Annotated in this window: 23 protein-coding genes; 10 read left to right on the top strand and 13 right to left on the bottom strand. The window is 72.5% G+C overall.

Features of this window, described 5'->3' with window-relative positions:
• Window positions 1-238: 238 nt before the first annotated feature.
• The 4 genes from ACFW2Y_RS13465 to ACFW2Y_RS13450 all read right to left on the bottom strand — a co-directional run bounded on the left by ACFW2Y_RS13465 (window position 239) and on the right by ACFW2Y_RS13450 (window position 6247).
• A complete protein-coding gene (locus tag ACFW2Y_RS13465; protein ID WP_384877363.1) occupies window positions 239-2767 on the bottom strand; it encodes a polynucleotide kinase-phosphatase in 2529 nt (842 codons plus the stop codon).
• Window positions 2764-4317 (bottom strand): 3' terminal RNA ribose 2'-O-methyltransferase Hen1, encoded by a 1554-nt coding sequence (locus tag ACFW2Y_RS13460; RefSeq protein WP_384877361.1) that lies wholly within the window; start codon window positions 4315-4317, stop codon window positions 2764-2766. The genes ACFW2Y_RS13465 and ACFW2Y_RS13460 overlap by 4 nt, the downstream gene beginning before the upstream one ends.
• A 69-nt stretch (window positions 4318-4386) precedes the next feature.
• On the bottom strand, window positions 4387-5310 hold the full coding sequence (gene mmuM, locus ACFW2Y_RS13455) for a homocysteine S-methyltransferase (RefSeq protein ID WP_384877359.1): 924 nt from the start codon (window positions 5308-5310) through the stop codon (window positions 4387-4389).
• Window positions 5311-5323: 13 nt separating this feature from the next.
• Window positions 5324-6247, bottom strand: a complete 924-nt coding sequence (locus tag ACFW2Y_RS13450; RefSeq protein WP_384877358.1) for an LLM class F420-dependent oxidoreductase — start codon at window positions 6245-6247, stop codon at window positions 5324-5326.
• 248 nt (window positions 6248-6495) lie between these two features.
• Here ACFW2Y_RS13450 and ACFW2Y_RS13445 point away from each other — a divergent pair, with 248 nt between their 5' ends.
• Window positions 6496-6741 (top strand): hypothetical protein, encoded by a 246-nt coding sequence (locus tag ACFW2Y_RS13445; RefSeq protein ID WP_384877356.1) that lies wholly within the window; start codon window positions 6496-6498, stop codon window positions 6739-6741.
• Between the two features lie 196 nt (window positions 6742-6937).
• On the opposite strand, the gene ACFW2Y_RS13440 is transcribed toward ACFW2Y_RS13445, so the two are convergent.
• The 6 genes from ACFW2Y_RS13440 to ACFW2Y_RS13415 all read right to left on the bottom strand — a co-directional run bounded on the left by ACFW2Y_RS13440 (window position 6938) and on the right by ACFW2Y_RS13415 (window position 11718).
• Window positions 6938-7432 carry a DUF6099 family protein gene (locus ACFW2Y_RS13440; protein WP_384877403.1) on the bottom strand — a complete coding sequence of 165 codons (495 nt, stop codon included), beginning with the start codon at window positions 7430-7432 and terminating at the stop codon, window positions 6938-6940.
• Window positions 7433-7558: 126 nt separating this feature from the next.
• Entirely contained in the window at window positions 7559-7939 is a 381-nt protein-coding gene (locus tag ACFW2Y_RS13435) for a nucleotide pyrophosphohydrolase (RefSeq protein ID WP_384877354.1), read from the bottom strand.
• Window positions 7936-9030 (bottom strand): ATP-binding protein, encoded by a 1095-nt coding sequence (locus tag ACFW2Y_RS13430; RefSeq protein WP_384877401.1) that lies wholly within the window; start codon window positions 9028-9030, stop codon window positions 7936-7938. Before ACFW2Y_RS13430 ends, ACFW2Y_RS13435 begins: the two co-directional genes overlap by 4 nt.
• 442 nt (window positions 9031-9472) lie before the next feature.
• Window positions 9473-9898 (bottom strand): cell division protein SepF, encoded by a 426-nt coding sequence (locus ACFW2Y_RS13425; protein WP_384877352.1) that lies wholly within the window; start codon window positions 9896-9898, stop codon window positions 9473-9475.
• A 114-nt stretch (window positions 9899-10012) separates the two neighbouring features.
• Complete coding sequence (locus ACFW2Y_RS13420) at window positions 10013-10492, bottom strand: PaaI family thioesterase (RefSeq protein WP_384877350.1); 480 nt, start codon at window positions 10490-10492, stop codon at window positions 10013-10015.
• Window positions 10489-11718 carry a PLP-dependent aminotransferase family protein gene (locus tag ACFW2Y_RS13415; RefSeq protein WP_384877348.1) on the bottom strand — a complete coding sequence of 410 codons (1230 nt, stop codon included), beginning with the start codon at window positions 11716-11718 and terminating at the stop codon, window positions 10489-10491. The genes ACFW2Y_RS13420 and ACFW2Y_RS13415 overlap by 4 nt, the downstream gene beginning before the upstream one ends.
• Window positions 11719-12369: 651 nt before the next feature.
• Here ACFW2Y_RS13415 and ACFW2Y_RS13410 point away from each other — a divergent pair.
• The 9 genes from ACFW2Y_RS13410 to ACFW2Y_RS13370 all read left to right on the top strand — a co-directional run bounded on the left by ACFW2Y_RS13410 (window position 12370) and on the right by ACFW2Y_RS13370 (window position 21133).
• Window positions 12370-13089 (top strand): Phenylacetic acid catabolic protein, encoded by a 720-nt coding sequence (locus ACFW2Y_RS13410; protein WP_384877346.1) that lies wholly within the window; start codon window positions 12370-12372, stop codon window positions 13087-13089.
• A 69-nt stretch (window positions 13090-13158) separates the two neighbouring features.
• The gene (locus tag ACFW2Y_RS13405) at window positions 13159-14271 is read left to right on the top strand and encodes a radical SAM protein (RefSeq protein ID WP_384877344.1); all 1113 of its coding nucleotides are present in this window, start codon (window positions 13159-13161) and stop codon (window positions 14269-14271) included.
• Window positions 14272-14353: 82 nt separating this feature from the next.
• Window positions 14354-14608, top strand: a complete 255-nt coding sequence (locus ACFW2Y_RS13400) for an acyl carrier protein (RefSeq protein WP_384877342.1) — start codon at window positions 14354-14356, stop codon at window positions 14606-14608.
• Complete coding sequence (locus ACFW2Y_RS13395; RefSeq protein WP_384877340.1) at window positions 14601-15845, top strand: beta-ketoacyl-[acyl-carrier-protein] synthase family protein; 1245 nt, start codon at window positions 14601-14603, stop codon at window positions 15843-15845. The genes ACFW2Y_RS13400 and ACFW2Y_RS13395 overlap by 8 nt, the downstream gene beginning before the upstream one ends.
• Window positions 15845-16738 carry an enoyl-ACP reductase FabI gene (fabI, locus tag ACFW2Y_RS13390; RefSeq protein ID WP_384877338.1) on the top strand — a complete coding sequence of 298 codons (894 nt, stop codon included), beginning with the start codon at window positions 15845-15847 and terminating at the stop codon, window positions 16736-16738. The genes ACFW2Y_RS13395 and fabI overlap by 1 nt, the downstream gene beginning before the upstream one ends.
• Window positions 16735-17718, top strand: a complete 984-nt coding sequence (locus ACFW2Y_RS13385) for a beta-ketoacyl-ACP synthase 3 (RefSeq protein WP_384877336.1) — start codon at window positions 16735-16737, stop codon at window positions 17716-17718. The genes fabI and ACFW2Y_RS13385 overlap by 4 nt, the downstream gene beginning before the upstream one ends.
• Before the next feature lie 87 nt (window positions 17719-17805).
• Complete coding sequence (locus ACFW2Y_RS13380) at window positions 17806-18750, top strand: alpha/beta fold hydrolase (protein ID WP_384877334.1); 945 nt, start codon at window positions 17806-17808, stop codon at window positions 18748-18750.
• Window positions 18747-19628 (top strand): 4'-phosphopantetheinyl transferase, encoded by an 882-nt coding sequence (locus ACFW2Y_RS13375; RefSeq protein WP_384877332.1) that lies wholly within the window; start codon window positions 18747-18749, stop codon window positions 19626-19628. Before ACFW2Y_RS13380 ends, ACFW2Y_RS13375 begins: the two co-directional genes overlap by 4 nt.
• Window positions 19628-21133 carry a long-chain fatty acid--CoA ligase gene (locus ACFW2Y_RS13370; protein ID WP_384877330.1) on the top strand — a complete coding sequence of 502 codons (1506 nt, stop codon included), beginning with the start codon at window positions 19628-19630 and terminating at the stop codon, window positions 21131-21133. Before ACFW2Y_RS13375 ends, ACFW2Y_RS13370 begins: the two co-directional genes overlap by 1 nt.
• Before the next feature lie 16 nt (window positions 21134-21149).
• Here the strand turns inward: ACFW2Y_RS13370 and ACFW2Y_RS13365 are convergent, their stop codons facing one another.
• The 3 genes from ACFW2Y_RS13365 to ACFW2Y_RS13355 all read right to left on the bottom strand — a co-directional run.
• Complete coding sequence (locus ACFW2Y_RS13365; protein WP_384877328.1) at window positions 21150-21830, bottom strand: GntR family transcriptional regulator; 681 nt, start codon at window positions 21828-21830, stop codon at window positions 21150-21152.
• A 105-nt stretch (window positions 21831-21935) separates the two neighbouring features.
• Complete coding sequence (locus tag ACFW2Y_RS13360; RefSeq protein ID WP_384877326.1) at window positions 21936-22940, bottom strand: proline racemase family protein; 1005 nt, start codon at window positions 22938-22940, stop codon at window positions 21936-21938.
• Between the two features lie 72 nt (window positions 22941-23012).
• A partial coding sequence (locus tag ACFW2Y_RS13355; protein ID WP_384877324.1) for a dihydrodipicolinate synthase family protein occupies window positions 23013-23360 on the bottom strand: 348 nt, incomplete at its 5' end.

The following is a 23360-nucleotide window of genomic DNA, read 5'->3' as shown; positions in this document are numbered from 1 at the left end:
GAGAAATGCGTCAACGAGCACGGGGGGCGCAGGGGAGCGCCGACTTCCGGCCCCCTGCGCCCCGTTCGGGGAGACCCGACGGATCGCCCCTGGCCCCGCGGACGTCCACCGGTCCCCCGCGGTGCACGCCACCACCGGTCGGCGGCGGCGCACACGGGGGCGCCGGGGCCACCGAACCCGCAGGTCCGGAACACGGCACCCGGCACCCGGCGCTCCACGCCCCGGGGCGCCGACGCCTTCAGAGCCTCGGGTCGACCGGCTCGGACTCCAGGGCGAGAACCGCGAAGACGGCCTCGTGAACCCTCCAGAGCGGTTCGTCGGCAGCGAGCCGTTCGAGGGCTTCCAGCCCCAGGGCGTACTCGCGCAGCGCGAGCGACCGCTTGTGTCCGAGGAAGCGCTGGCGCAGACGCTGCAGGTTCTCCGGGCGGGTGTACTCGGGGCCGTAGATGATCCGCAGGTACTCCCGGCCCCGCACCTTCACGCCCGGCTGCCCGAGCCTGCCCCCGGCATCGCGGACGAGCGCTGCCAGCGGCTTGACGACCATGCCCTCACCACCGGCGCCCGTCATCTCCGACCACCAGTCGATGCCCGCGCGGACCGACGCCTCGTCGCCGGTGTCGACGAGGAGTCGACGGGTGACCTGCAGCAGCCCGGTCGGATCGTGCTCGACGAGCCGGTCGATGCGGGCCAACTGTTCGTCGTGGGGGACCGCCGCCAGCGACCGTCCGCGGGCCGCGAGCAACTGGAAGGGGGCGAACCGCACGCCCTCCAAGCCCTCGGTCGGCCAGCAGTACCCGCGGTACGCCCGGGTGAAGGCCGCCGCGTCGGTCACCCGCTCCCGCTGCCGGGCGAGCAGCCCTTCGAGCCCGTCGACGCCGCGGGCCGACGCCCGCTCCAGGACGTCGACCGCCCGCGGGAGAACCGCGCCGGAGGCCGCACCGACTGCCGCGTACTGGTTGCGCAGCAGTCCCGCCGACTTGAGCGACCACGGCATCAGCTCACCGTCCAACAGCAGCCAGTCCGTGTCGAGCTCGCTCCAGGTTCCGGCGGCACCGATCGCCGCCCGGAGCCGGTCGAGGACCTCCTCGGTGACGTCCCGGTCGTCGAAGAAGGGGCGTCCGGTACGGGTGTACAGGGCACCCGTCGCCCCGGAGGCTCCGAACCGCTCGCGGGCCACTGCGGCGTCCCGGCAGACCAGGGCCACGGCCCGGGAACCCATGTGCTTCTCCTCGCACACGACCCTCTCGACGCCGTCCGCCCGGTACTGGGCGAAGGCTTCGGCCGGATGCTCCAGATAGCCCTCCTCCCGGGAGGTGGCGGTCGGCGCCATCGTCGGCGGGAGGTAGGTGAGCAGCGTCGGGTCGATCGCGAACCGGCTCATCACCTCCAGGGCCGCCGCGGCGTTCTCCTCGCGCACCGCGACGTTCCCGTGGTGGCGGGTCTCCACGGTCCGTCGTCCGTGCACGTCGGCCAGGTCCAGGGGACGGCCCTGGTGCCCACCGGGCGCCTCGGTGACGAGCGGGCGGGCCGGCTCGTACCAGACGCGCTCGGCCGGCACGTCGACGAGTTCGCGCTCGGGCCAGCGCAGCGCGGTCATCTTCCCGCCGAACACGGCGCCGGTGTCGAGGCAGAGGGTGTTGTTGACCCAGGAGGTGTTCGGCACCGGGGTGTGTCCGTACACGACGGTGGCCCGCCCCCGGTACTCCTCCGCCCAGGGATAGCGCACCGGCAGGCCGAACTCGTCGGTCTCGCCCGTGGTGTCCCCGTACAGCGCGTGCGAACGGACCCGTCCCGAGGTGCGGCCGTGGTACTTCTCCGGCAGCCCGGCGTGGCAGACGACCAGCTTCCCGCCGTCGAGGACGTAGTGGCTGACGAGCCCGTCGACGAACTCCGCGACCCGGGAACGGAATTCTTCCGGCTCGCGCCCCAGCTGTTCGATCGTCTCGGCCAGTCCGTGCGTCTCCTGGACCTTCCGGCCCTTGAGCCACCGGCCGAGCTTGTTCTCGTGGTTGCCGGGGACGCACAGCGCGTCGCCCGCGGCGACCATTCCCATGACCCTGCGCAGGACGCCCGGAGAATCGGGGCCCCGGTCGACGAGGTCACCGACGAAGACGGCCGTCCGCCCCTCGGGATGGTGTCCGTCCACATAACCGAGCTTGGCCAGCAGAACCTCCAGCTCGGAGCGGCAGCCGTGGACGTCACCGATGACGTCGAAGGGGCCGGTGAGGTGCCGCAGGTCGTTGAAGCGGCGCTCCAGGACGACCTCGGCGGCCTCGACCTCCGCCACCGAACGCAGCACGTGGACCTTGCGGAAGCCCTCGCGTTCCAGGCCCCGCAACGAGCGGCGCAGCTCTCGGCGGTGGCGCTGGATGACGTGCGCGGGCATGCCCGCCCGGTCGGGCCGGGCGGCGTTGCGGGTGCGGCACACGTCCTCGGGCAGGTCGAGGACGATCGCGATCGGCAGCACGTCGTGGTCCCTGGCCAGCCGGACGAGCTGACGCCGCGCCTCCGGCTGCACGTTGGTGGCGTCGACGACGGTCAGCCGCCCCGCCGCCAGGCGCTTGGCCGCAATGTAGTGCAGCACGTCGAAGGCGTCCTTGCTCGCGGACTGGTCGTTCTCGTCGTCGGCGACGAGCCCGCGGCAGAAGTCGGAGGAGACGATCTCGGTCGGCTTGAAGTGGCGCCGGGCGAAGGTGGACTTGCCGGAACCGGTGGCGCCGACGAGCACCACGAGGGACAGGTCGGTCACGGGCAGGGTGCGGGTCATGCCACGGCCTCCTTCGCGATCCCGTCCTCCACGGTCTCGTCCTCCACGCTCTCGCTCTCGCTCTCGCTCTCCACGGTCTCGTCCTCCGTCGTCCTGCCCTCGGCGCTCGTGCCGTTGCGGCTGAAGACGGCCATCTGGGTCGGCGGCCCGACCTCCGGATCGTCCGGGCCCACGGATCGGAAACCGACCTCGTACCCGTACTGCTCGGCAACGCCCGCCGCCCAACCCGAGAACTCCTCGCGGGTCCACTCGAAGCGGTGGTCCCCGTGCCGGACGCTCCCGGCCGGAAGCGACTCCCACCGCACGTTGTACTCGACGTTCGGCGTGGTCACGATGACCGTACGGGGCCGGGCCGAGCCGAACACCGCGTACGCCAAGGCCGGCAGCCTCGGCAGGTCCAGGTGCTCGATCACCTCGCTGAGCACGGCCGCGTCATAACCGCCCAGCCTCTTGTCGGTGTAGGTCAAGGAGCCCTGCACCAACGTCACCCGGGCGGCCTGCCGCTCCCCCATCCGGTCCAGGCGCAGCCGGCGCGCGGCCACGCCCAGGGCCCGCACGGACACGTCGACGCCCACGATCTCGGCGAAGCGCGGATCCTTGAGCAGGGCCTGCACCAACTGCCCCTGGCCACAGCCGAGATCGAGCACCCGGCTGGCCCCGGCAGCAGCGAGTGCAGCGAGGATCTCCGCCCGCCGCCGCTCGGCGAGCGGCACCGGACGCTCCTCCGTGTCGCTCGCCTCGTCGACGGCGTTGTCGACGTCCTCGACGTCCAGCCCCTCCGCCTCGGCGAGCCGCACCAGTTCGAGCCGCTCCGTCGCCTCACGGGTCAGGCCCCAGCGTCGCGAGAGGTAGCGCGCGGTGATCAACTTCTGCTCGGGGTGCCGGGCCAACCAGCCGTCGCCGGCGCGCAGCAACTTGTCGACCTCGTCGGGGGCGACCCAGTAGTGCTTGGCGTCGTCGAGGACCGGCAGGAGGACGTACAGGTGGTTGAGGGCGTCCGCGAGCCGCAGCTCGCCCTCCAGGACCAGCCGTACGTACCGCGAGTCGCCCCACTCGGGGAACTCCTCGTCCAGGGGCACCGGCTCGGCGTCCACAGTGGCCCAGCCCAGCGGCCCGAACAGCGCCCGCACCAGTGCGGGACCGCCGCGGGCAGGCAGGACGGGGACCTCGATCCGCAGTGGGAGCGGTGCAGCAGCGCGCTCGGGCAGCGCCTTGCACTCGCCGTGCAGCGCCGTCTTGAACACCCGGGCGAGTGCGACCGCGAGCAGCGAGGAGGCGGCGTAGGGGCGGTCGTTCACGTACTGTGCGAGCGCAGCGTCCGGAGCGCCGCTCCTCCCCTTGCCCTTGCCGCGGCGCACCAACGCCACGGGGTCCACCTCCAGGAGGAGCGCCGCCGTGCACCGCTCGGCGCTCGCCTCCGGGTACAGGACGTGGGCGGTGCCGTGGGAGGTGGAGAACGCCTGCGCCCGATCGGGATGCTTGTGCAGCAGGAAGCCGAGATCGGTCGCGGGTCGCTCAGGGGTGCCGGTGGTGCTGATCGTGAGGAACACGCTTCCGAGTATCGTTCGCCCCCCTCGGCCCGGCCAGGCATTTTCACGTGGCCGGAAGGCCACGCCCGTTCAACCGGCGTGGGCACCACCGCCCCTTCCCAGCACGGTGGCGAGGGCGCTGATCGTGGGCGGGCCGACGCGACAACAGCCTCCGAGGAGTCGGGCGCCGGAGCCGACCCACCCGATGGCCAGGGCAGGATCGAAGGCGGTCTCCCCGCGCCAGTTGCGCTCCCGGGCGTCCCAGCGCTCGCCACTGTTGGGATAGACCACGCCCGGTTTCCCGGTCGCGGCCACGGCGAGCTGCACGGCGGCTTCCACGTCCGCCGGGTCACAGCAGTTCACCCCGACGGCCACGACCTGTTCGTTCCCCGCCGCAACCGCGAAGGCCTCCGCCAGGTCCTGCCCGGCCCGGGTCCGCCCACCAGCAACCGTGTAGGAGAGCCACACGGGCACCCCGCACCCCTCGGCAGCCCTCAGCAACGCCTCCGCCTCGTCGACGTCCGGGACGGTCTCCAGGGCGAGGACGTCCGGCTCCGCCGCGGCCAGGGCCTCGATCCGGGGTCGGTGGAACTTCTCCAGCGCCCCCACGGACAGCCCGTACCTCCCTCGGTACTCACTGCCGTCCGCGAGCATCGCCCCGTACGGCCCTACGGACGCGGCGACCCACACGTCCTCCCCCGTGCCCCGCGCAGCCCTCCGGGCCAGTTCCACGCTCCTGGCCAGTAGGCGCGACGCCCGCTCCCGGCCCGTTCCGCGCCGGGCGAACCCCTCGAACGTGGCCTGGTAGCTGGAAGTGATCAGGACCCGTGCACCGGCCCGCAGGTACGCCGTGTGGGCCGCCTCGATGTGCTCGGGCCCATCGCTGAGGAGTCGCGCGGACCAGAGCCCGTCGGAGAGGTCGCAGCCCTGCGCCTCCAGCTGGTTGGACAGCCCTCCGTCGAGAACGATCGTCCCCGCCCCCAGGGCTTCCTCTAGCGTGCGGACCGGCTTCATCGGGCTCGCCTCCTCAATCCAACTGTGACTGGACCCGGGCCGAGATCAACTCCAGGTGGTCCAGGTCTTCCAGGTCCAAGACCTGGAGGTAGGCCCGGGAGGAACCGATCGCCGCGTACCTCCCGAGCTTGTCGACGACCTCGGCGGGTGAGCCCGCGAGCCCGTTCGCCTTGAGCTCCGCGACGTCCCGGCCGATGGCGGCGGCGCGACGGGCCACCTCGGCGTCGTCCTTGCCGACGCAGACGACCAGGGCGTTGGAGTACACCAGATCGTCGGGCGCCCGACCGTGGGCTGCGGCTGCGGCCCGGACCCGTCCGAACTGCCGCTCGCTGTCCTCGATGGAGGCGAACGGAATGTTGAACTCGTCCGCGTACCGTGCGGCGAGCCGCGGGGTGCGGCTCGCGCCGTGTCCACCGATCAGCACCGGGACCCTCGGCTGCGCCGGCTTCGGCAGTGCGGGCGAGTTCGCGAGCTGGTAGTACGCCCCCTCATAACTGAAGTGCTTTCCGACCTCGGTCCCCCACAGACCGGTGACGATCTCCAATTGTTCTTCGAGACGGCCGAACTTCTCCTTCGGGAAGGGGATGCCGTAGGCCCTGTGCTCCTCTTCGAACCACCCGGCGCCCAAGCCCAGTTCGATACGGCCTCCGGACATCTGGTCCACCTGGGCGACCTGGATGGCGAGGACCCCCGGAAGCCGGAAGGTCCCGGCGGTCATCAGGGTGCCGAGTCGGATCCTCTTCGTTTCCCTGGCCAGACCCGCAAGGGTGATCCAGGCGTCGGTCGGTCCGGGCAGACCGTCGGCGGCCCCCATGCTGAGGTAGTGGTCGGAGCGGAAGAAGGCGTCGAATCCGAGCTCCTCGGTGGCCCGGGCCACCGAGAGGAGGGTGTCGTAGTCGGCCCCCTGCTGGGGTTCGGTGAAAATGCGAAGATCCATGCCTCCATCCTGCACCGTCGGATGCCTGTCAACCCCGCCGTCAGCCCCTCGACCGCCCCGGCTCGGTCGGGTGAATATCCGCCCCCTTGGCGGGCCCCGTTCGCCCTGGCCAGTGACCGGGGCCCGACACCCGTCGTTGGCTCGGACGGAGCCGGACCGCCCGGCCCGCGTGCCGGCCGGCCGCTGCCGGTGCGTCGCTCTCTCACGACCCCGTCCTCGGCGGCGGGGCCCGGGCCGAGGAGGCCGCCATGTCCCAGGAAGCCGTGCCGGAGCAGGCCGTACCCGAACAACCGGCGTCGCAGTCCGTGCCCGAGCAGCAGGGCACGGGTGCCCCCAAGGGGCTGCTCCAGCAGATGGAGGAACTGATGGCGGCGCTCTCCGCCGACCTCTCCCAGCTGGACGCCGACCTCCAGTCCACCTCCGACCGGCACGCCAGCCCGCTCCAAACCGACTCCGAGCCCAAGCACCAGCACTTCGGCGACGAGCAGCGCTGATCCGCCGGTGCCGTCGCCCCCACACCCAAGCCCACGGGCTTGCGTCCACCCCGGGCGGCACCACCCCCCAAGCCCACGGGCCCGGACGGCGCCGGGGCGAGGCCGGTACACCCGGGCGGCCCGCGCCCGCGCCGTACGAGCGGAAGTCGCGCCGGCGCAAGTCCTCTCCTTCCGATCGGCACCACCCGGAAGAGGGCTACCACGATGCCCCCCGGTCCCGCCCCGGGCCTGCTCTCCCCCGGGCGGGGTCGGGCGGGCGGGCTCGCTCTCCGTCCCGCACGGCGAGGCGCCGCAGCATTCCCCGCACCCGGTCACTCGACTCGTCGGCGGCGTCGATCGCCTCGATGCACTGCCAATAGAGCGCCTCCTCGTCGGTGGCACAGGCCACTCCCACGAGTGCGATCCCCACCTCTCCCAAGAGGTCCCCCAACGCGGCCAACGTCTCCCAGGGGTCGGCCACTTCGGTCAGTCGGGCCGCACGCGGCCCGTCGGCCCCCCAGACCGGATACTCCCCGACCTCGCTGAGCCCCCGCGCCTCGCCGCGCAGCTCCAGCGGCCCGCAGAGCGCGAGACGACTCCCTATCGCCTGGGCGAGGGCCTGGGCCTGCCAGGCCTCCGCCACGATGTCCTGCGCCGTCCCGCTCTCTGCCAGCGCCCGCCGGCCGAGCGCGATGAGTCGCTCCGCATCCATCAACACCGCCCCCGTTCGTACGACTTACTGCCCACTGACTCCACTACCCAGAGTGAGGCGACCTGAGCCCCAACACCAGGGGAATTCGGAAATCTGTGGACAGGAAGCCTGACGGGGAAAAGTTGATCACTCCGAAGAGTGACGATCTTCGCCCGTTCCCCCCTCCTCGGCCCCTCCGCCCGGCCCTCGAACGGGAAATCTGACCTCGTTCCGATCGATCTTGGCCGCCAGCGCCACCAGCGGATCGACCCCGAGCACCTGGCAGAACTGGAGGAGGTAGGCGAGCACGTCCGCGACCTCGTCGGCGACCCGGTGCGCCGATTCGGGTTCCTCCATCACCCGTTCCGCCTGCTCCGGCGTCAACCACTGGAAGATTTCCAGGAGTTCGGAGGCCTCCACGCTGAGGGCCGCAGCCAGGTTCTTGGGCGTGTGGTAAGGCTGCCACCCGCGGGCCGCCGCGAAGTCGACCAGTCTGCGCTGCAGTGCCGATACGTCGTTGTCCGTCATCCGCACAGGTCTACCACCGTCACCCCGGGCGTCAGGCGCGCCTGCCCCGCCGCCCGTTCCCCGACCGTGCCCGCCACCCGGATGTGCCCGTCGGCCGCGATGTCCGCCGCGAGCCGCAACAGTTCCCCCGTCTGTCGGCCGTCGAGCTCCCGGTCGAGGCCGTCGGCGAGCACCGTCAGACCCTGCATGGCGTCCGGCACCTCGGCGATCCGGTCCATTTCGAGGACGCCGGGTCCGGTGAGCAAGGTCAGCGCGAGCGCCAGATAGCGCAGCTCACCGTTGCCGAGGCGTCCCAGCGGGGTCGCGGGGCGATCTCCGCGTTCGAGGACCGCCCGAACGGTGCCGTCCGGGAGTCGCCGCACGCCAAGACCGGTGACGGGCCCCGCACAGCCCGCTCCGGCGACGGTCGCGAGGCGCTGGTGGCGCCGGGGACAGTCGGTGTGGGTGCGGTGCAGGACTTCGGCGAGGTTGCCGCAGCCGCGCCGCAGCCGTCCCTCTCCGGGCGGGACCGGGGCGCGCATCCCTTCGGGCCTGGGGTCGCAGGCGAAGGCGGACCGCAGTCCGATGACCATCTGCTCCGCGGCGGCGAGGACTTCCAGCTGTCCCTGCGTCTTGCCCGCGACCCGCAGCGGTAGGAGCGCCGTGCCGAGCAGGTCGTCGGGGAGCGGGGCACGGGTGACGGGGGCGGTTCCCGCGGTGTGCCACTCGGCCTGGACGGTGTTGCGGCCGGGGTCGCGGAGCGCGGTGGCGAACAGGGTGCGTCCCCTGCGGGTGAGCCGCTCACCGACGATCCTCAGGTGTGGCTCGGCCTGCACGGCGAGGTCCAGGTGCACGGGCCCTTCGGGTCCGTCGACCGTGCATCCGATGCGGAAGCCGCGCCTGCCCTGGGCATCGGGCCTGGCGCGGTCGGGGATGCAGTCGGCGGCGTGGGGGAACGCCTCGTCGAGCGGATCGCCGGCGCCGAGCCGGGCCAGGGCCTCGTACGCCCGGAGGGTGGTGGACTTGCCGCTGCCGCTGGGGCCGGCGAAGAGCGTGACCGGTCCGAGCGCATGCACGGCTGCGCCCTGCCCGGCGAAGGCGGAGAGCCGCAGCTCGGTGACGGCCGGCCGGGGGACGGGGCTCCCGTCCCGTCCCTCCGACGGGAGCGGGGCCCGCGCCGCGGGGACGGCGGGGTGGGGTCCGCCGGTGGCCGCTCCGGAAGTACCGGTGCCACCCGTGCGGGCCCCGGGCACGCGCGCTCCGACCGTGCGGCCTCCGGAGGGACCGGGGTCGTCGGCGCGGGACCCGGTCTCCCGGGTTCCGGAAGCCGGAACCCGGTGCACCGGGGGCTCCGGCGTCCACGTCCCGGCGCCCCCGGTGCACCCCGCGGGGTTCCGGTCGGCGGGGGTGGAGGAAGGCGGCACGGTCGAGGGGGGAGCGGCGTCGGAGGGGCGGTCGTCTGGTGGGTGGGCGAGCGCGGAGCCAGTGGTGAGGTCCATGCCCGGACCGTATGCAGGGCCTTCCCTGATGAACCGTTACGGCGAAGCGGCCTTCCTACGATCGGGGGACGCCGGCCGTACGGCCGTCCAAGACGTCCTCCTCGCCCTCCGCGCCCTCGACCTCCGTGCCGGCCGGGGCCAACAGGAAGACGTTCCGGTCGACGCGGTGCATGCCGCTGCCGAGGCCGAAGACGACGCCGCTGCTGAAGTCGAGGATCCGCTTGGCGACGTCGGTGTCCGCGCTCGTCAGGTCGAGGAGCACCGGGATCTGGGCGATGAGGTACTCGGCGACCTCACGGGCGTCGGCGAAGACCTGCACGCGGAGCACGACCATGCGGCGCTGCTCGGCGGATTCGTACTGCTCGGGGATCGTGCGGTGGTCGACCCTGGACGGCCATTCGTCACGGCCGCGCAGGGGCAGTACCTGGGCGAGGCCCTCCCATTGTTCGTCGGTGACGTCGTACCTCTCGTACCTACTCATGGCCCCATCCTCCCGCTCCTCACTCGTTCGGCCCAACAACGACACGGGGCGATGGTGCGGATGCCGGGGAGGACACGAGCGAGGCGCCCTCCGGCGCACGGGGCGGGGCGGCGCTCAGCCGGTTCCCCGGACCGCGTCCGGTGGCGGGACGGAGTACGTGACGGTGGCCGAGGCGGCCAGATCGCCCGCTCCGTCGCTCAGCTCGGCGAGGACCACGCAGAGGCGCCGGCCGAACTTGGCCATGCGGGCGTGGACGCGGAGCAGGCCGGGGCGGGGGCGGTTGAGGTAGCTGATCTGGAGGGAGGTGGTCAGGGCCATCGGGGTGGACCGACCGAGCCGTGCATTGATCAGGAGGAAGGCGGCGAGGTCGACGAGCCCGGCCTGCTCGGGGCCCGAGATCGTGCCGCCGGGCCGGGTGCGGAGCCCGGCCCCGTCCGCCTCCATGAGGAGCCGGCTTCCGCTTGCCTCGGTGACCCGGCAGGCTGCGTAGTCCGGAAACTGCCGCTGGACGAGCGTGTTCAGTTCGTCCGGCGACAAGGCCTCGGTTGCGGAGGCCGTCTGCGGGCCGCGCGCCGGAAGCTCGGTGTCCCTCATCGGACGAAGCTCTTCGCGAGCCGCTGGAGGCCTTCCTTGATCTCGTCGGCCGAGTGCGTCGTGAACGACAGCCGCATCGCTCCGGGGTCGGGTTCTCCGCAGAAGAACGGCGCCCCGGGCACGTACGCCACCTCGTGGCCGACGGCGGTCGGCAGGAGAGCAGTCGCGTCATGGCCCTCGGGCAGGGTCACCCAGATGAACATGCCGCCCTCCGGGCTGTTCCACCGGCTCCCTTCGGGCAGTGCGGCCGGCAGGCCTTCGAGCATCGCGTCCCTGCGCTCCCGGTAGGCGCTGCGCATCACCGCGACGTGCGCATCGAGGTCGCTGTCCTGTAGATAACGTGCAGCGGCGGCCTGGTCGATGGTCGAGGTGTGCAGGTCCGCGGCCTGCTTGGCGATCACGCAGGCGCGGCGCAGCCCGGCGGGGGCGCGCAGGAAGCCGAGTCGGAGCCCGGGGGCCATCACCTTGGAGAAGGAGCCGAGCAGGACGGTGCGGTCGGCCGCTGCGGGGTGGGCCGCGATCCAGGGGACGCGCTCGCCGTCGTAGCGCAGCTCGCCGTACGGGTCGTCCTCGACGATCCAGAACCCGTGCCGTGCGGCTGCCGCCGCGACGGCGGCGCGGCGCTCGTCGGGAAGGGTCCGTCCCGTGGGGTTCTGGAAGGTGGGCACCAGGTAGAGGAGGGTGGCCTGTTCGCGGGAGGCGATCTCCTCCAGGGCCTCCGGGAGGATGCCCTGGTCGTCGGTGGGCACCGGGACGACCCGGGCACCGGCGAACCCGAAGCTCTGCAGGGCCGCGAGGTAGCAGGGGTCCTCGACGAGGACCACGCCGCCCGGTTCGACGAGGGCGGTGGTGAGTAGCGTCAGGGCTTGCTGCGAGCCGGTGGTGACGAGGAGGTCATCGGGTTCCGTGGGCAGTCCGCGTGTGGTGAGCCGGGCGGCGACGGCGGTGCGCAACCCGGGATCGCCCTCGGTCGTCGAGTACTGGAGCGCCTGCTGCGGGGAGTCCTTCAGGACCTTCCCGTACGCCGCCCTGATCCCGTCGACGTCGAAGAGTTCGGGGGCCGGGAGCCCTCCGGCGAACGAGATCACCTCGGGCCTCGCCGTGAGCGCCAGGATCTCCCGCACGGGTGACGAGCCGACGTTGGCCAGGCGGGAGGCCGTGGCCGGCGCGGGCACGGAGGGAGTGGAGGAGGTCGCGTTCGCGGGCACGGAGGCAGCAGGAAGCATGGCGTCAGCATATAGAGATTCAGGAGCGTGTCCAGATCGTTCGATTCCCGCCGCAGATGGCTGAGTTGTCTTCCTTTCCCTGTGCATCGCACAGCTCTTCACCGTGCTGATCCAGCCACACTGCGGTCCGTGGGAATCCAGCCGTGCACAACCCATTCGGAAGATTCCCCTCCTCTCCCCGCTCTCGCTGGTGGGTGCCGGGAAAGGAGGCCGGATGTTCCCTTGCCGTCGTGTCCGACGCGCCGTGGGCCGTTTGCCGCACGGTTCTGTCCGCACCGTGGATGCCTCTGGGAAATCGGCCATTCCGATCGTGGGACTCATTGATGGACGGCCGTGCCGTGGATAGCGTTCGAACCGTTCCATCGACCGAAGTGCACCGCGATGCCCTCCGCGATGTGCGAGGTCTTCCGCTTCACAGACCTTTCGGGTCCTACGACCTTCGGGTTGCGGACCTTTCGGGTCACGAGCCTTTCAGGCCAAAAACCTTTCGGGGCTCGGGTCGGTCGAGATGTGCGCCCCTCGGGACTCGGGCCGGTCGAGACACGAGCTCATCGGGGCGCGGGGCTGGCATTTCGGTTCGCGGGTCTGGGCTTTCGAGTCGCAGTCCGGTTTTCCGGGTCGTAGTCGAACGAGCGAGGCGAGTGGATCACCATGGCATCTTCCGTTCCCGTCGACGAGGCAGTCGTCGTCCGCACCCCCGAGGAATTCCTCGCCATGCCCGAGGACTACCGCGAGATCGCGGTCCGGGGGATGATCGTGAACACCGAAGGCGAACTCTCGGGCGCCGATGACTACATTCAGGTGTTCCTGCCGCTCGCGCCGAACGCAGAAGAGCGACAGGTCTGTGCCGAGCGCGCCGTCGAGGAGTACGACCACTACAAGATCGGCAAGCGGATCCTGGCCGACATAGGCGTGGACACCGGCTACATGGAGCAGCAGCGGCTCGCCGATCGCGACCTGTTCGCCGGCCACGAGTTCCACACCTGCACCACCTGGGCGGAGCGCGGGATCTTCTCGTACATCGGCGAGGAGACCGCCATGGTGATGATCTCCGAGTTCGCACAGAGCAGTTACAAGCCGTGGGCCGAGGCGGTGCGCACGATCATCCTCGACGAGAAGGTCCACATCGCGCACGGCGCACGGGTCTGCCGGAACCTCGCCCGCACCGAGGAAGGCCGCGAGGCGCTCCAGCAGGGTCTCGACCGCTTGTGGCCGGGATTCGTCCGCATCTTCGGAAGCGCACGTTCGGAACGCTCGAAGCTCGCCGTCCGCTTCGGGCTCCGGCAGACCACCAACGGCGAGGCCCGCGACGTCTGGCGGGCGAAGGTCACCCCGCGGATCGAGAACCTCGGCCTGAAGGTCCCCGAGTAGCCCGGCACGGGGAGACCCGAGACAGCGAGAGAACACCGCCCGCAGCCCGATCGAGGAGTTCCCACCGCCATGGCCACCCCCCTGACCATCACCCCCCGTCCGCTCGGCCGCCGCGAGGCGAAGGAACGCACCGCGGCCCTCCTGACCGAACGTCCCGACCTCGCCGAGCGGCTGCACCGGCTGCGCCGGCTCGGACGGGAGGTGCGCTCCTGCGAGGTCCACCTCACCAACAACTGCAACATCCGCTGTAAGGGCTGCTGGTACTTCGAGGGCGGCTTCGACACCGCCGTGCGGGAGCTCTCGGACCTGGACCGGATCCGGGCCTTCGCCCGCCGGCTGCGGGACGAGGGCGTCAACCAGGCGACCCTGATCGGCGGTGAGCCGACCCTGGTGCTGCGCCGGGTGGAGGCGTTCGTCGAGGAACTGCCGTACGTCACCATCTCGACCAACGGCCTGCGGCCGATGCCCGTGCAGGGCTTCGAGCAGATCGCGGTGGCCGTCAGCATCTTCGGCGGGGGGCCGCTCGACGACGACCTGCGCGCGATCCGGGTCAACGGCTCGAAGTTCACCGGCCTGTTCGACACGGCGCTCTCGCACTACCGGGACGATCCGCGGGTCCTGTTCATCTTCGCGCTCTCCGAGGCCGGACTGCCGTACCTCGAACCGACCGTGCGCAAGATCGCCGAGAACGGCAACATCGTCACCTTCAACTTCTACAGCGAGCACGGGACCGACCATCCGATCCGGATCGAGAACGAACGACGCGTCCTGGAGGAGGCCCTGCGGGTCAAGGAGGCGTTTCCGGAGGCCGTGGTCAGCCACCCGTACTTCATCCGCAGCCTCATCACCGGCACTTCCCACTGGGGGGCGCGCTTCGGGTACGAGGTCTGTCCGAGCCTCAGCGTCGACCACCCCGCCCACGAGGAGCGGGTCGCCAACGGCAACCCGGTGATCCCGGGCTTCGCCGCCTGGGGCGCGGACTACGAGTCGCTGCAGTTCTGCTGCACCTCCGGGGAGTGCGGCGGCTGCCGCGACAGCCAGGCCGTCTACAGCTGGCTGGTGGTCAGCGCTTCCCGCTTCCTGGACAGCGCCGCGCGCCTGGAGGAATGGGTGGACATCGCGGAGAGCTACTGGCGCCAGTGGCACTGGTCCCCGTACCACGCCTCGAAGCTCGCCGCCTGACCCCAGCTTCCGGACGGCGGCACCTGCCGGTCGCCGTCCGGTTCCCGCCCCATCCGGCCGTTCGACACCGCACGGGAGAGTCATGTCCGAGACACTGGACCGCACCGCCATCGAGCAGTTCATCACCGAGGCCCTCGTGGAACTGGGCGTCGATGCCGCCGACGTCCTGCCGGGCGCGGCGCTCGACGACCTGGAAATCGACTCGCTGGACATGGTGGAACTCGCGCAGTCCGTCAAGCGCGAGCTCGGCGTGCCGGTCCGCACGAAGGACTTCGACGGCATTGAAACCGTCGGCCAGATCCTCCAACTCTGCTGCGAGAAGGCCGGAGTTGAGTGATCCGGTGCGGGGCGGGGCGATCGTCGTCACCGGTTTCGGTGCGGTCACTCCGCTCGGCGTGGGAGCCCGCGTGCTGCACGAACGGGGCGTGGCCGGGGAAACCGCGGTCGCCGGGAGCCATCCGTCCGTGCGGCCGGCGGACTTCACCGCCACCGACCATCTGCCGCGGAACCTCGTGCGCCGCACCGACCGGTTCACCCAACTGGCTCTGGTGGCGGCCGAGGAGGCCCTCGCCCGGGCCGGGAAGCGAGGGACCGAGCGGGCTCCCTGGCCGGCCGACCGGGTCGCCTGCGTCATCGGCTGCGGCCTCGGCGGCACGGCGTCCTTCGAAGCACAGCGGGAGGTGTACGAGCGGGAGGGGGCCGGGTTCGTGTCTCCGCTGATGGTCCCGCAGATGATGGCGAACGCGGCAGCCGCCCACCTCTCCATGCGGCACGGCTTCCAGGGCGAGAGCCTGTGCGTCGCGTCGGCCTGCAGCAGCGGGGCCCAGGCCGTGGGTGCGGGGATGCGGCTGCTGGCTTCCGGAGCGGCCGACGCCGTCGTCGCGGGCGGCGCGGAGGCGTCCTCGTCGGAGCTGGTGGCCGCCGCCTTCGGCAACGCCGGCGCCCTGTCACCGAGCGGCACCCCCCGTCCCTTCGACGAGGGCCGGGACGGCTTCGTCATCGGTGAGGGAGCCGGGGTCCTCGTCCTGGAGACGGCCGCGGGCGCCGCCCGGCGCGGGGCCGAGGTCCTCGGCGTCGTGCGGGGGTACGGGGCGACCTCGGACGCCCACCACGTCACCGCGCCCGACCCTTCCGGCGAACCAGCGGGCCGGGCCGTCGCGCTCGCGCTGCGGGAGGCCGGAGCGGCACCCGGGGAGCTGGCGTACGTGAACGCGCACGGCACCGGCACCGCGCTCAACGACCGTTTGGAGTGCGAGGCCCTGCGCGGCGTCCTGGGGCCCTCGGTCCTCGCCGGGCTGCCCCTCTCCTCCAGCAAGGGCGCCCTCGGGCACCTCTTCGGGGCGGCGGGCGCGGTCGAGGCCATCGTCACGCTCCAGGCACTGCGGCACGGGGTCGCACCCCCGACGGCGGGACTGCGCGGGCCGGACCCGGCGCTCGGTCGCCTCGACCTGGTCCGCACGGCGCGCAAGCTCACTCCCGGCGCGGGGGCGGGCACGCTCCTCGGGCTCTCCACCTCCTTCGGCTTCGGCGGACACAACGCGGCCCTGGTACTGGCCGTGGAAGGACGGTCCTGATGCACACGTCCCGCGATTCCCACGGCGTTCCCGACCTGCTCGGCTTCTCGGGGCGCCGCTACCTGGTGACCGGCGTCCTGAACGACGACTCGATCGCCTGGCACACCGCCCGTGCGCTGCAGGAGGCGGGCGCGGAAGTGCTGTTGACGGGCTTCGGGCGGACCCGACGGATCACGGAAGCGGCGGCCTCCGGGCTCCCCTATCCGGTCGACGTCCTCGAACTGGACGTGACGCGCCCCGAGGACCTGAACGCGCTCACGAAGGAGCTGGAGCGCCGCTGGGGCGCGGTCGACGGCGTCCTGCACGCGATCGCCGCCGCTCCGCGCTCAGCGCTCAGCGGCAACTTCCTCACCACCCCCGACGAGAGCATGACGCTCGCCCTGCGCACGGCGGCGTTCTCGCTGCACTCCCTGACCACCGCGCTCGCTCCGCTGCTGCGCGAGGGCGGAGCCGGGGGCGCGGGCCGGGGCAGCGTCGTCGGGCTGGACTTCGATGCGTCGGGCGCCTGGCCCGGGTACGACTGGATGGGGGTCGGCAAGGCCACGCTGGGCGCGGTCTGCCGTTATCTCGCCCTCTACCTGGGGAGTTCCGGCATCCGGGTCAACCTCGTGGCCGCGGGCCCGGTGGAGACCGTGGCCGGGCGCGCCATCAGCAGCTTCGACCGGATCGCCGACCGCTGGGAGCAGGAGGCACCGCTCGGTTGGAGTCGCGCCGACCCGGCCCGGCTCGTCGGCCCGGTCCTGTTCCTGCTCTCCGACCTGGCGGCCACCGTCACCGGGGAGATCGTCCATGCGGACGGCGGGATGCACGCCGTCCGCATGGGGGTGAACGCCTTGGGCGAGCCCCCGGGTACCAGCGCCCCGCCCCGCGTCGGCAAGGAGGACCCCTCATGACCGCGACGATCGTCGGCATCGGCTCGGCGCTTCCCGAACGCGCCGTCCCCAACAGTCACTTCGCCGCGATCGGCTCCTCCGACGAATGGATCGTCAAGCGAACCGGCATCCGACGGCGCCACTTCCTTCCGGAGGACGGGCACCTCGCCGATCTGGCACTGGCCGCGGCACGGACCGCCCTCGCCCAGTCGGGACGGACGGCGCAGGAGGTCGGGCACGTCGTCGTGGCGACCACGACGCCCGACCGGACCACGCCCGGGCTCGCCGTGGAGGTGGCCGCCCGGCTCGGCGCGGACCGGGCGGCTGCCTTCGACCTGCACGCGGCCTGCGCCGGATTCGTGTACGCCCTCGACCACGCCGTGGCGCTGATCGAGTCGGGGCGTGCCGGCACCGTCCTGGTCTGCGGGGCCGAAGCGCTGACCAGGATCACCGACCACGAGGACCGGTCGACCGCGGTGCTGCTCGGCGACGGCGCCGGGGCGGTGGTCCTCGCAGACGTGGAGGCGGTGGCGGAGGGCACCCCCGATCCTGCCTTCCGGCTCGGCTCGGACGGGAACCTGATCCCGTTGCTCTACGCCGACAGGTACGACCGGAAGCTCCGTATGGACGGCCCCGAGATCTTCGTCCAGGCCGTGGAGCGGATGAGCGAGGCGGCCCGGGACGTCCTCGCCCGGCGGGAACTGACCGCCGATGACGTCGACCTGTTCGTGGCCCACCAGGCGAACGCACGGATCGTGCGGGCCGTGGGAAAGGAGCTCGGCGTCCCGCCGGAGCGGCTCTACCTCAACGTCGAACGGGTCGCCAACACCTCCTCGGCTTCCATCCCCCTCGCCCTCCACCAGGCCTGGCGGGAAGGTCTGCTCGGTCCGACGGGCCTGCTCGGCGTGGCGGCCTTCGGCGCGGGCGTCACCTGGGGAGCCGGCGTGATCGGCTGGCGCCTGGAGGACACCGGGGCGATGACCGGCGGGTGCGTGGGATGACGGGGGCACCGCGAGGTGGGCGGAACGGAGCACGGTGAAGGCTTCACGAGGCGGTCACGGGGCACCGCGGGACGGCAGGAGGCGGACATGACGACGAGGACGCCTCCCTTCCCCGTGCTCGCCGAGCTCAGTGCTCCGGACGGTGCCACGCTCGTCGTCCGGGCCCTCGCCCGTCCCGAGCGCACCGCACCGGTCGTGGTCGTCCTCCCCGCCATGGGCACCGCGGCCCGCCACTACACCCCGTTGGTGCGGGCGCTGCACCGGCGGGGTGCGACCGTGGTGACGACGGACCTGCGGGGACACGGGGAGAGCACCCCGGTACCGGTGCGCGGGGTCCGCTTCGGCTACCGCGAGCTCGTCGAGCACGACTTCGGCGCGGTGCTCGACGCCGTCGAACGGGCCTTCCCCGACGCGCCGAGACTGCTGCTGGGGCACAGCCTAGGCGGCCAGCTCGGCCTGGTGCACTGCGGCCTCCGGCAACCGCGCCTCGCGGGCATCGTGCTGGTCGCGAGCGGCTCGGCCTGGTGGCGCGCCCTCGGAGCGGAGTCGGACCGCCGGCCGGGGCTGCGCTGGCTCGGGCGCAGCCTGCTGTGCGTGGCCGGTGCGGAGCTGCTCGGTTACTGGCCGGGGAACCGGTTCGGCTTCGGCGGGCGCGAGTCCGTGGGACTGATGCGGGACTGGGCCCGGCAGATGCGGACCGGCCGGTACCGGGCCCGGGGTTCCGTCGCCGACTACGAGGCCGCCTTGCGGAACGTCGATCTGCCCGTGCTCGCCGTCGACGTCGAGGGCGACGCCCTGGCACCGCCGGGGGCCGTGGACCATCTGTGCGGGAAGCTTCCGTCGGCCCGTGTCCAGCGCTGGCGCTACCGGTCGGCGGATGCCGGCGGGCGGAAGCTCGACCACTTCCGCTGGATCCGGCACAACGCGGGTCTGGTGGAGCGGATCGCGAGCTGGGCCCGCTTCCCGGCGACCGGGGCCGAGACGTCCGGGCACGGGGGTCGCGACGGCGCGGCGTCGGGCGCCCGGGCGTGAGCGTGCGGGGCGGCGGGGCGCCGCTGCTGGACGCGGTGCTGGCCGGCCGGGCGTGTTGCGCGGAGGAAACCGTCGACGCGGAGCCGGCGGGCTTGTTCCCCGAGGAGGAAGCCCTGGTGGCGCGTGCCGTGCCCGGCAGACGTCGCGAATTCGCGACGGCCCGGCTCTGTGCCCGTCGTGCCCTCGCCGCCCTGGGGGCGGCACCGGCGCCGCTCCTGCGGGGGCGGCGCGGAGCGCCGGCGTGGCCCGCCGGCGTGATCGGCAGCATCACGCACTGTGCGGGCTTCCGGGGTGCAGCGGTGGCACCAGCCGACCGCGTGCTCGCGCTCGGCATCGACGCCGAACCGCACGCGCCCCTGCCCCGGGGCGTCCTCGGGGCGGTGGCGTTCGGGCCGGAGCGGGCACGGCTGCGGGTGCTCGCCGCACGGCGGTCGGACATCTGCTGGGACCGCTTGTTGTTCAGCGCCAAGGAGTCCGTCTACAAGGCCTGGAGCGGGTACGGCGGGGCCTGGCTCGGCTTCGAGGACGCCGAGGCCTCATGGCTGCTCGACGGCACGGCGGAGGGCCCGCGTGCCCGCGTGCCCGGGCAAGGGGAGGAGCACCGGCTCGGAGGGCGCGGTCGCCCTCCGGTCCCCCGCGCACCGGCGCGTGCGGGGGGAGGGGCCGGCGCGCACGGCGGGCGGTCCGGGGTCGCTGCCGGCCGGTTCCGGGTCAGGATCCTGGTGCCCCCTCCCCCGGTCCGGCCGGACGGCTTCGCGTTCCCGCAGGTCCTGCACGGCCGGTGGCTCGTCCGCGACGGGCTGTTGCTGACGGCGGTCACCGTGCCGCGCACCGCATTGCCGCGCCCGATCCCAACCGCCCCGAAGGAGCCCTTCTGATGAGCGTCGACGACGGTACCGTCCCCGCGTTGCTGGCCCGGAGCGCGGCGGCGCACCCCGACCGGACCGCACTCCGGCTCGGCGCCGACGAACTGTCGTACGGTGCGCTCGACGCGCTGGCCTGGCGGGCCGCCGCGCTGCTCCGGGCGCGCGGTGTCGGTTCCGGTGACCGGGTGGCCCTCTCGCTGCCCAACAGCGCGCTGTTCGCCGTGCTGTACTACGGCATCCTGCGTGCGGGTGGGATCGTGGTCCCGCTCAACCCGCTGCTGCGCGCGGGCGAGGTGCGGCACTGTCTGGCGGACGCCGGGGCGGCGCTGCTCCTCGGTTGGCACCAGGAGGGTGCGGAGGCGGCCGGGGGAGCGCGGCTGGCGGGCACCCCGTACCTGGCGGTCGAACCGTCGGAGTTCACCGCGCTCCTGGAGGCCCGGCCCCCCGTGCCCGTGGACACGGCCCGTGCTCCCGAGGACACCGCGGTCGTGCTCTACACCTCCGGGACGACCGGGGCCCCGAAGGGTGCGGAACTCACCCACCGGAACGTCCGCCGCAACGTCGACGAGGGGGTGCGGGTCCTGGGGCTCGGTCCGGAGGACGTGGTCTTCGGCGGACTGCCGCTCTTCCACTCCTTCGGGCAGGTGATGGGGCTCAACTGCGCGGTGTCCGCGGGGGGCTGCCTGACCCTCATGGCCCGCTTCGATCCGGCGGGGGCGCTCGACGTCATCGCCCGGGACCGGGTCACGGTCTTCCTCGGCGTCCCCACCATGTACGCGCTGCTGTTGCGGCACCCGGACCGGGCGCGGCACGACGTCTCTTCGCTGCGGGTCTGCCTGTGCGGTGGTTCTCCGCTTCCGGTGGCGGTGCTGACGGGCTTCGAGTCGGACTTCGACTGCGCCGTGCTGGAGGGGTACGGGCTGTCGGAGTCGTCCCCGTTGGCCTGTGTGAACCGGATCGACCGGCCGCGTTCCCCCGGCACGATCGGGGTGCCGATCGAGGGCGTGGAGATGCGCGTGGTCGACCGTGACGGCAAGGAGGTCCCGGACGGTGAGGTCGGCGAGATCGTGATCCGCGGCCACAACGTGATGAAGGGATACTGGCGGCGTCCCGAGGCGACCGCGGCGGTGGTGCGGGACGGCTGGCTGCACACCGGTGACCTCGGCACCCGGGACGGGGCCGGTGACTTCCGAGTGGTCGACCGGGTGAAGGACGTGGTGATCCGCGGCGGGTTCAACGTGTACCCGCGGGAGGTGGAGGAGGTCCTCCACCTCCACCCGGACGTGGCGGAGGCCGCAGTGCTCGGCGTCCCCCACCCGGTGCACGGGCAGGAGATCGCCGCCGCGGTGGTCCTGCGGCCTGGCAGCGGGCTCTCCCCGACCAAGCTGCGCACCCACGTGCGAAAGCGGGTCGCCCCCTACAAGTATCCGCGGCGGATCTGGTTCGTGGACGCGCTGCCGAAGGGACCGACGGGGAAGGTCCTCAAGCGGTCGATCGTCCCACCGGAGGGGGCGTAGGCCCCGTGCCGGTGGATCAGTTCGGACCGCCCTCGTCGGCGTCGGCCCACAGGGAGCGGACGTGGCCGAGGTGGCGGAGCATGCACGCCTCGGCCCCGGGAGCGTCCCCGGCGATCATCAGGTCGAGGAGCTCGACGTGTTCCTCGGCCGAGGAGACCAGCTTGCCCGCCTCGTCGAGGCCGGTCAGACCGTAGAGCCGGGAGCGCTTGCGCAGTTCGCCGACGGTCTCCACGAGCCGCTCGTTCCCGGAGAGGGCGAGCAGCGCGAGGTGGAAGCGGCGGTCCGCCTCCAGATAGCCGATGAGGTCGTGCTCGCGGGCGCGCGAGACGATCTCCTCGGCCACCGGGCGCAGCTCCTCCAGCTGTGCCCGGGTGGCCCTGCGGGTGACCCGCCCGATGGTGGGGACCTCGATGAGGGTACGCAGCTCCGTGTACTGGTCGAGGTCCCGCTCGCTGACTTCGGTGATCCGGAAGCCCTTGTTGCGCACGGGCTCGACCAGGCCCTCCCGGGCCAGGTCGAGCATGGCCTCGCGGACCGGGGTCGCGGAGACCCCGAGGTCGCTCGCGAGCCCGGGGGCCGAGTAGACGTGGCCGGGGCGCAGTTCGCCCGCGATCAGGGCCGCGCGGAGGGCGTGGCCGACCTGGTCGCGGAGCCGTTCCTGCGCTCTGACGAGACCGTACTGTTTCAGGTCACCCATCGTGCGTCCTCCGAGAAGTCACGGAGGAGCATCGTACAATGTCACGTTTCTCCGACCGTCAGGTGAGTCGCGGGAGTCGGGGTCATGGGGCGGGCCGGGGCCGCCTCAGAGCAGGAAACCGGCGGGGAACGGGTCGTGGGGGTCCAGGAAGTACTGGGCCGTACCGGTGATCCAGGCGCGCCCCGTGACGGTCGGGACGACGGCCGGCAGCCCGCCCACTTCGGTCTCGCCGATGATCCGTCCGGTGAACTCGGTGCCGATGAAGGACTCGTTGACGAAGTCGGTGTGCGGGGCCAGGAGTCCCCGGGCGTGCAGCTGGGCCATCCGGGCGCTGGTGCCGGTGCCGCACGGGGACCGGTCGAACCAGCCGGGGTGGATGGCCATCGCGTGCCGCGAGCGGACGGCGTCGGAGCCGGGCGCGGTCAGATAGACGTGCTTCACCCCGGCGAAGGCCGGGTTCTCGGGGTGGACCGGCCGGTCGGGACCCTCGTTGACGGCGTCCATGACGGCGAGCCCGGCCGCGAGCAGCTCGTCCTTGTGCGCGCGCTTGAAGGGCAGGCCCAGGGAGTCGAGGTCGACGAAGGCGTAGAAGTTGCCGCCGTACGCCAGGTCGTAGGTGACCCTCCCGAATCCGGGGACGTCGACCTTGAGGTCGAGCCCGACCGAGAAGGCGGGCACGTTGGTGAGGGTCACGGAGCAGGCACGCCCGTCCTCGACCCGGACGTCGACGCTGACGAGTCCCGCCGGGGTGTCGAGGCGGACGGTGGTGACCGGTTCGACGACCGGCACCATGCCGGTCTCGACGAGGACGGTGGCGACTCCGATGGTGCCGTGGCCGCACATCGGCAGCAGGCCGGACACCTCGATGTAGAGCACTCCGTAATCGGCGTCGGGGCGGGTGGGCGGCTGGAGGATCGCGCCGCTCATCGCCGCGTGGCCACGCGGCTCGTACATGAGCAGGGTGCGGACGTGGTCGAGGTGCTCGGCGAAGTGGAGCCGCTTCTCGGCCATCGTGGCGCCGGGGATGACCCCGACGCCGCCGGTGATGACCCGGGTGGGCATGCCTTCGGTGTGGGAGTCCACGGCGTGGTAGACGTGGCGGGTGCGCATGGGGTCACCTTCGGGAGGACGGACGGACGGACGGATGGACGGACGGACGGACGGACGGAGGGAGGGCCTCGGTTACGCGTGGCCCTCGGCGAGGACCTTCTCCGTGGCGGCGCGCACGACGGCCTGCGCCGCGGGCGGCAGCGGGAGGCGGGGTGGCCGGGAGGCTCCACCGGGGTGGCCGGCGAGGTCCATGGAGAGCTTGATCGCCTGGACGAACTCGGTCTTGGAGTCCCAGCGGAAGAGCGGGTGCAGCGACCGGTAGAGGGGGAGCACGGTGGCGAGGTCGCCGGCCGCCGCAGCCCGGTAGAGGAGGGCGCAGGCCTTCGGGAAGGCGTTGGGGTAGCCGGCGATCCAGCCGACGGCTCCGGCGAGGGCGAGCTCCAGGAGGACGTCGTCGGCACCGACGAGGAGGTCGAGTTC

The sequence above is a fragment of the Streptomyces sp. NPDC058877 genome (genome assembly GCF_042742855.1).
GTDB lineage: Bacteria > Actinomycetota > Actinomycetes > Streptomycetales > Streptomycetaceae > Streptomyces.
This window is presented reverse-complemented; position numbering and strand designations above follow the sequence as displayed.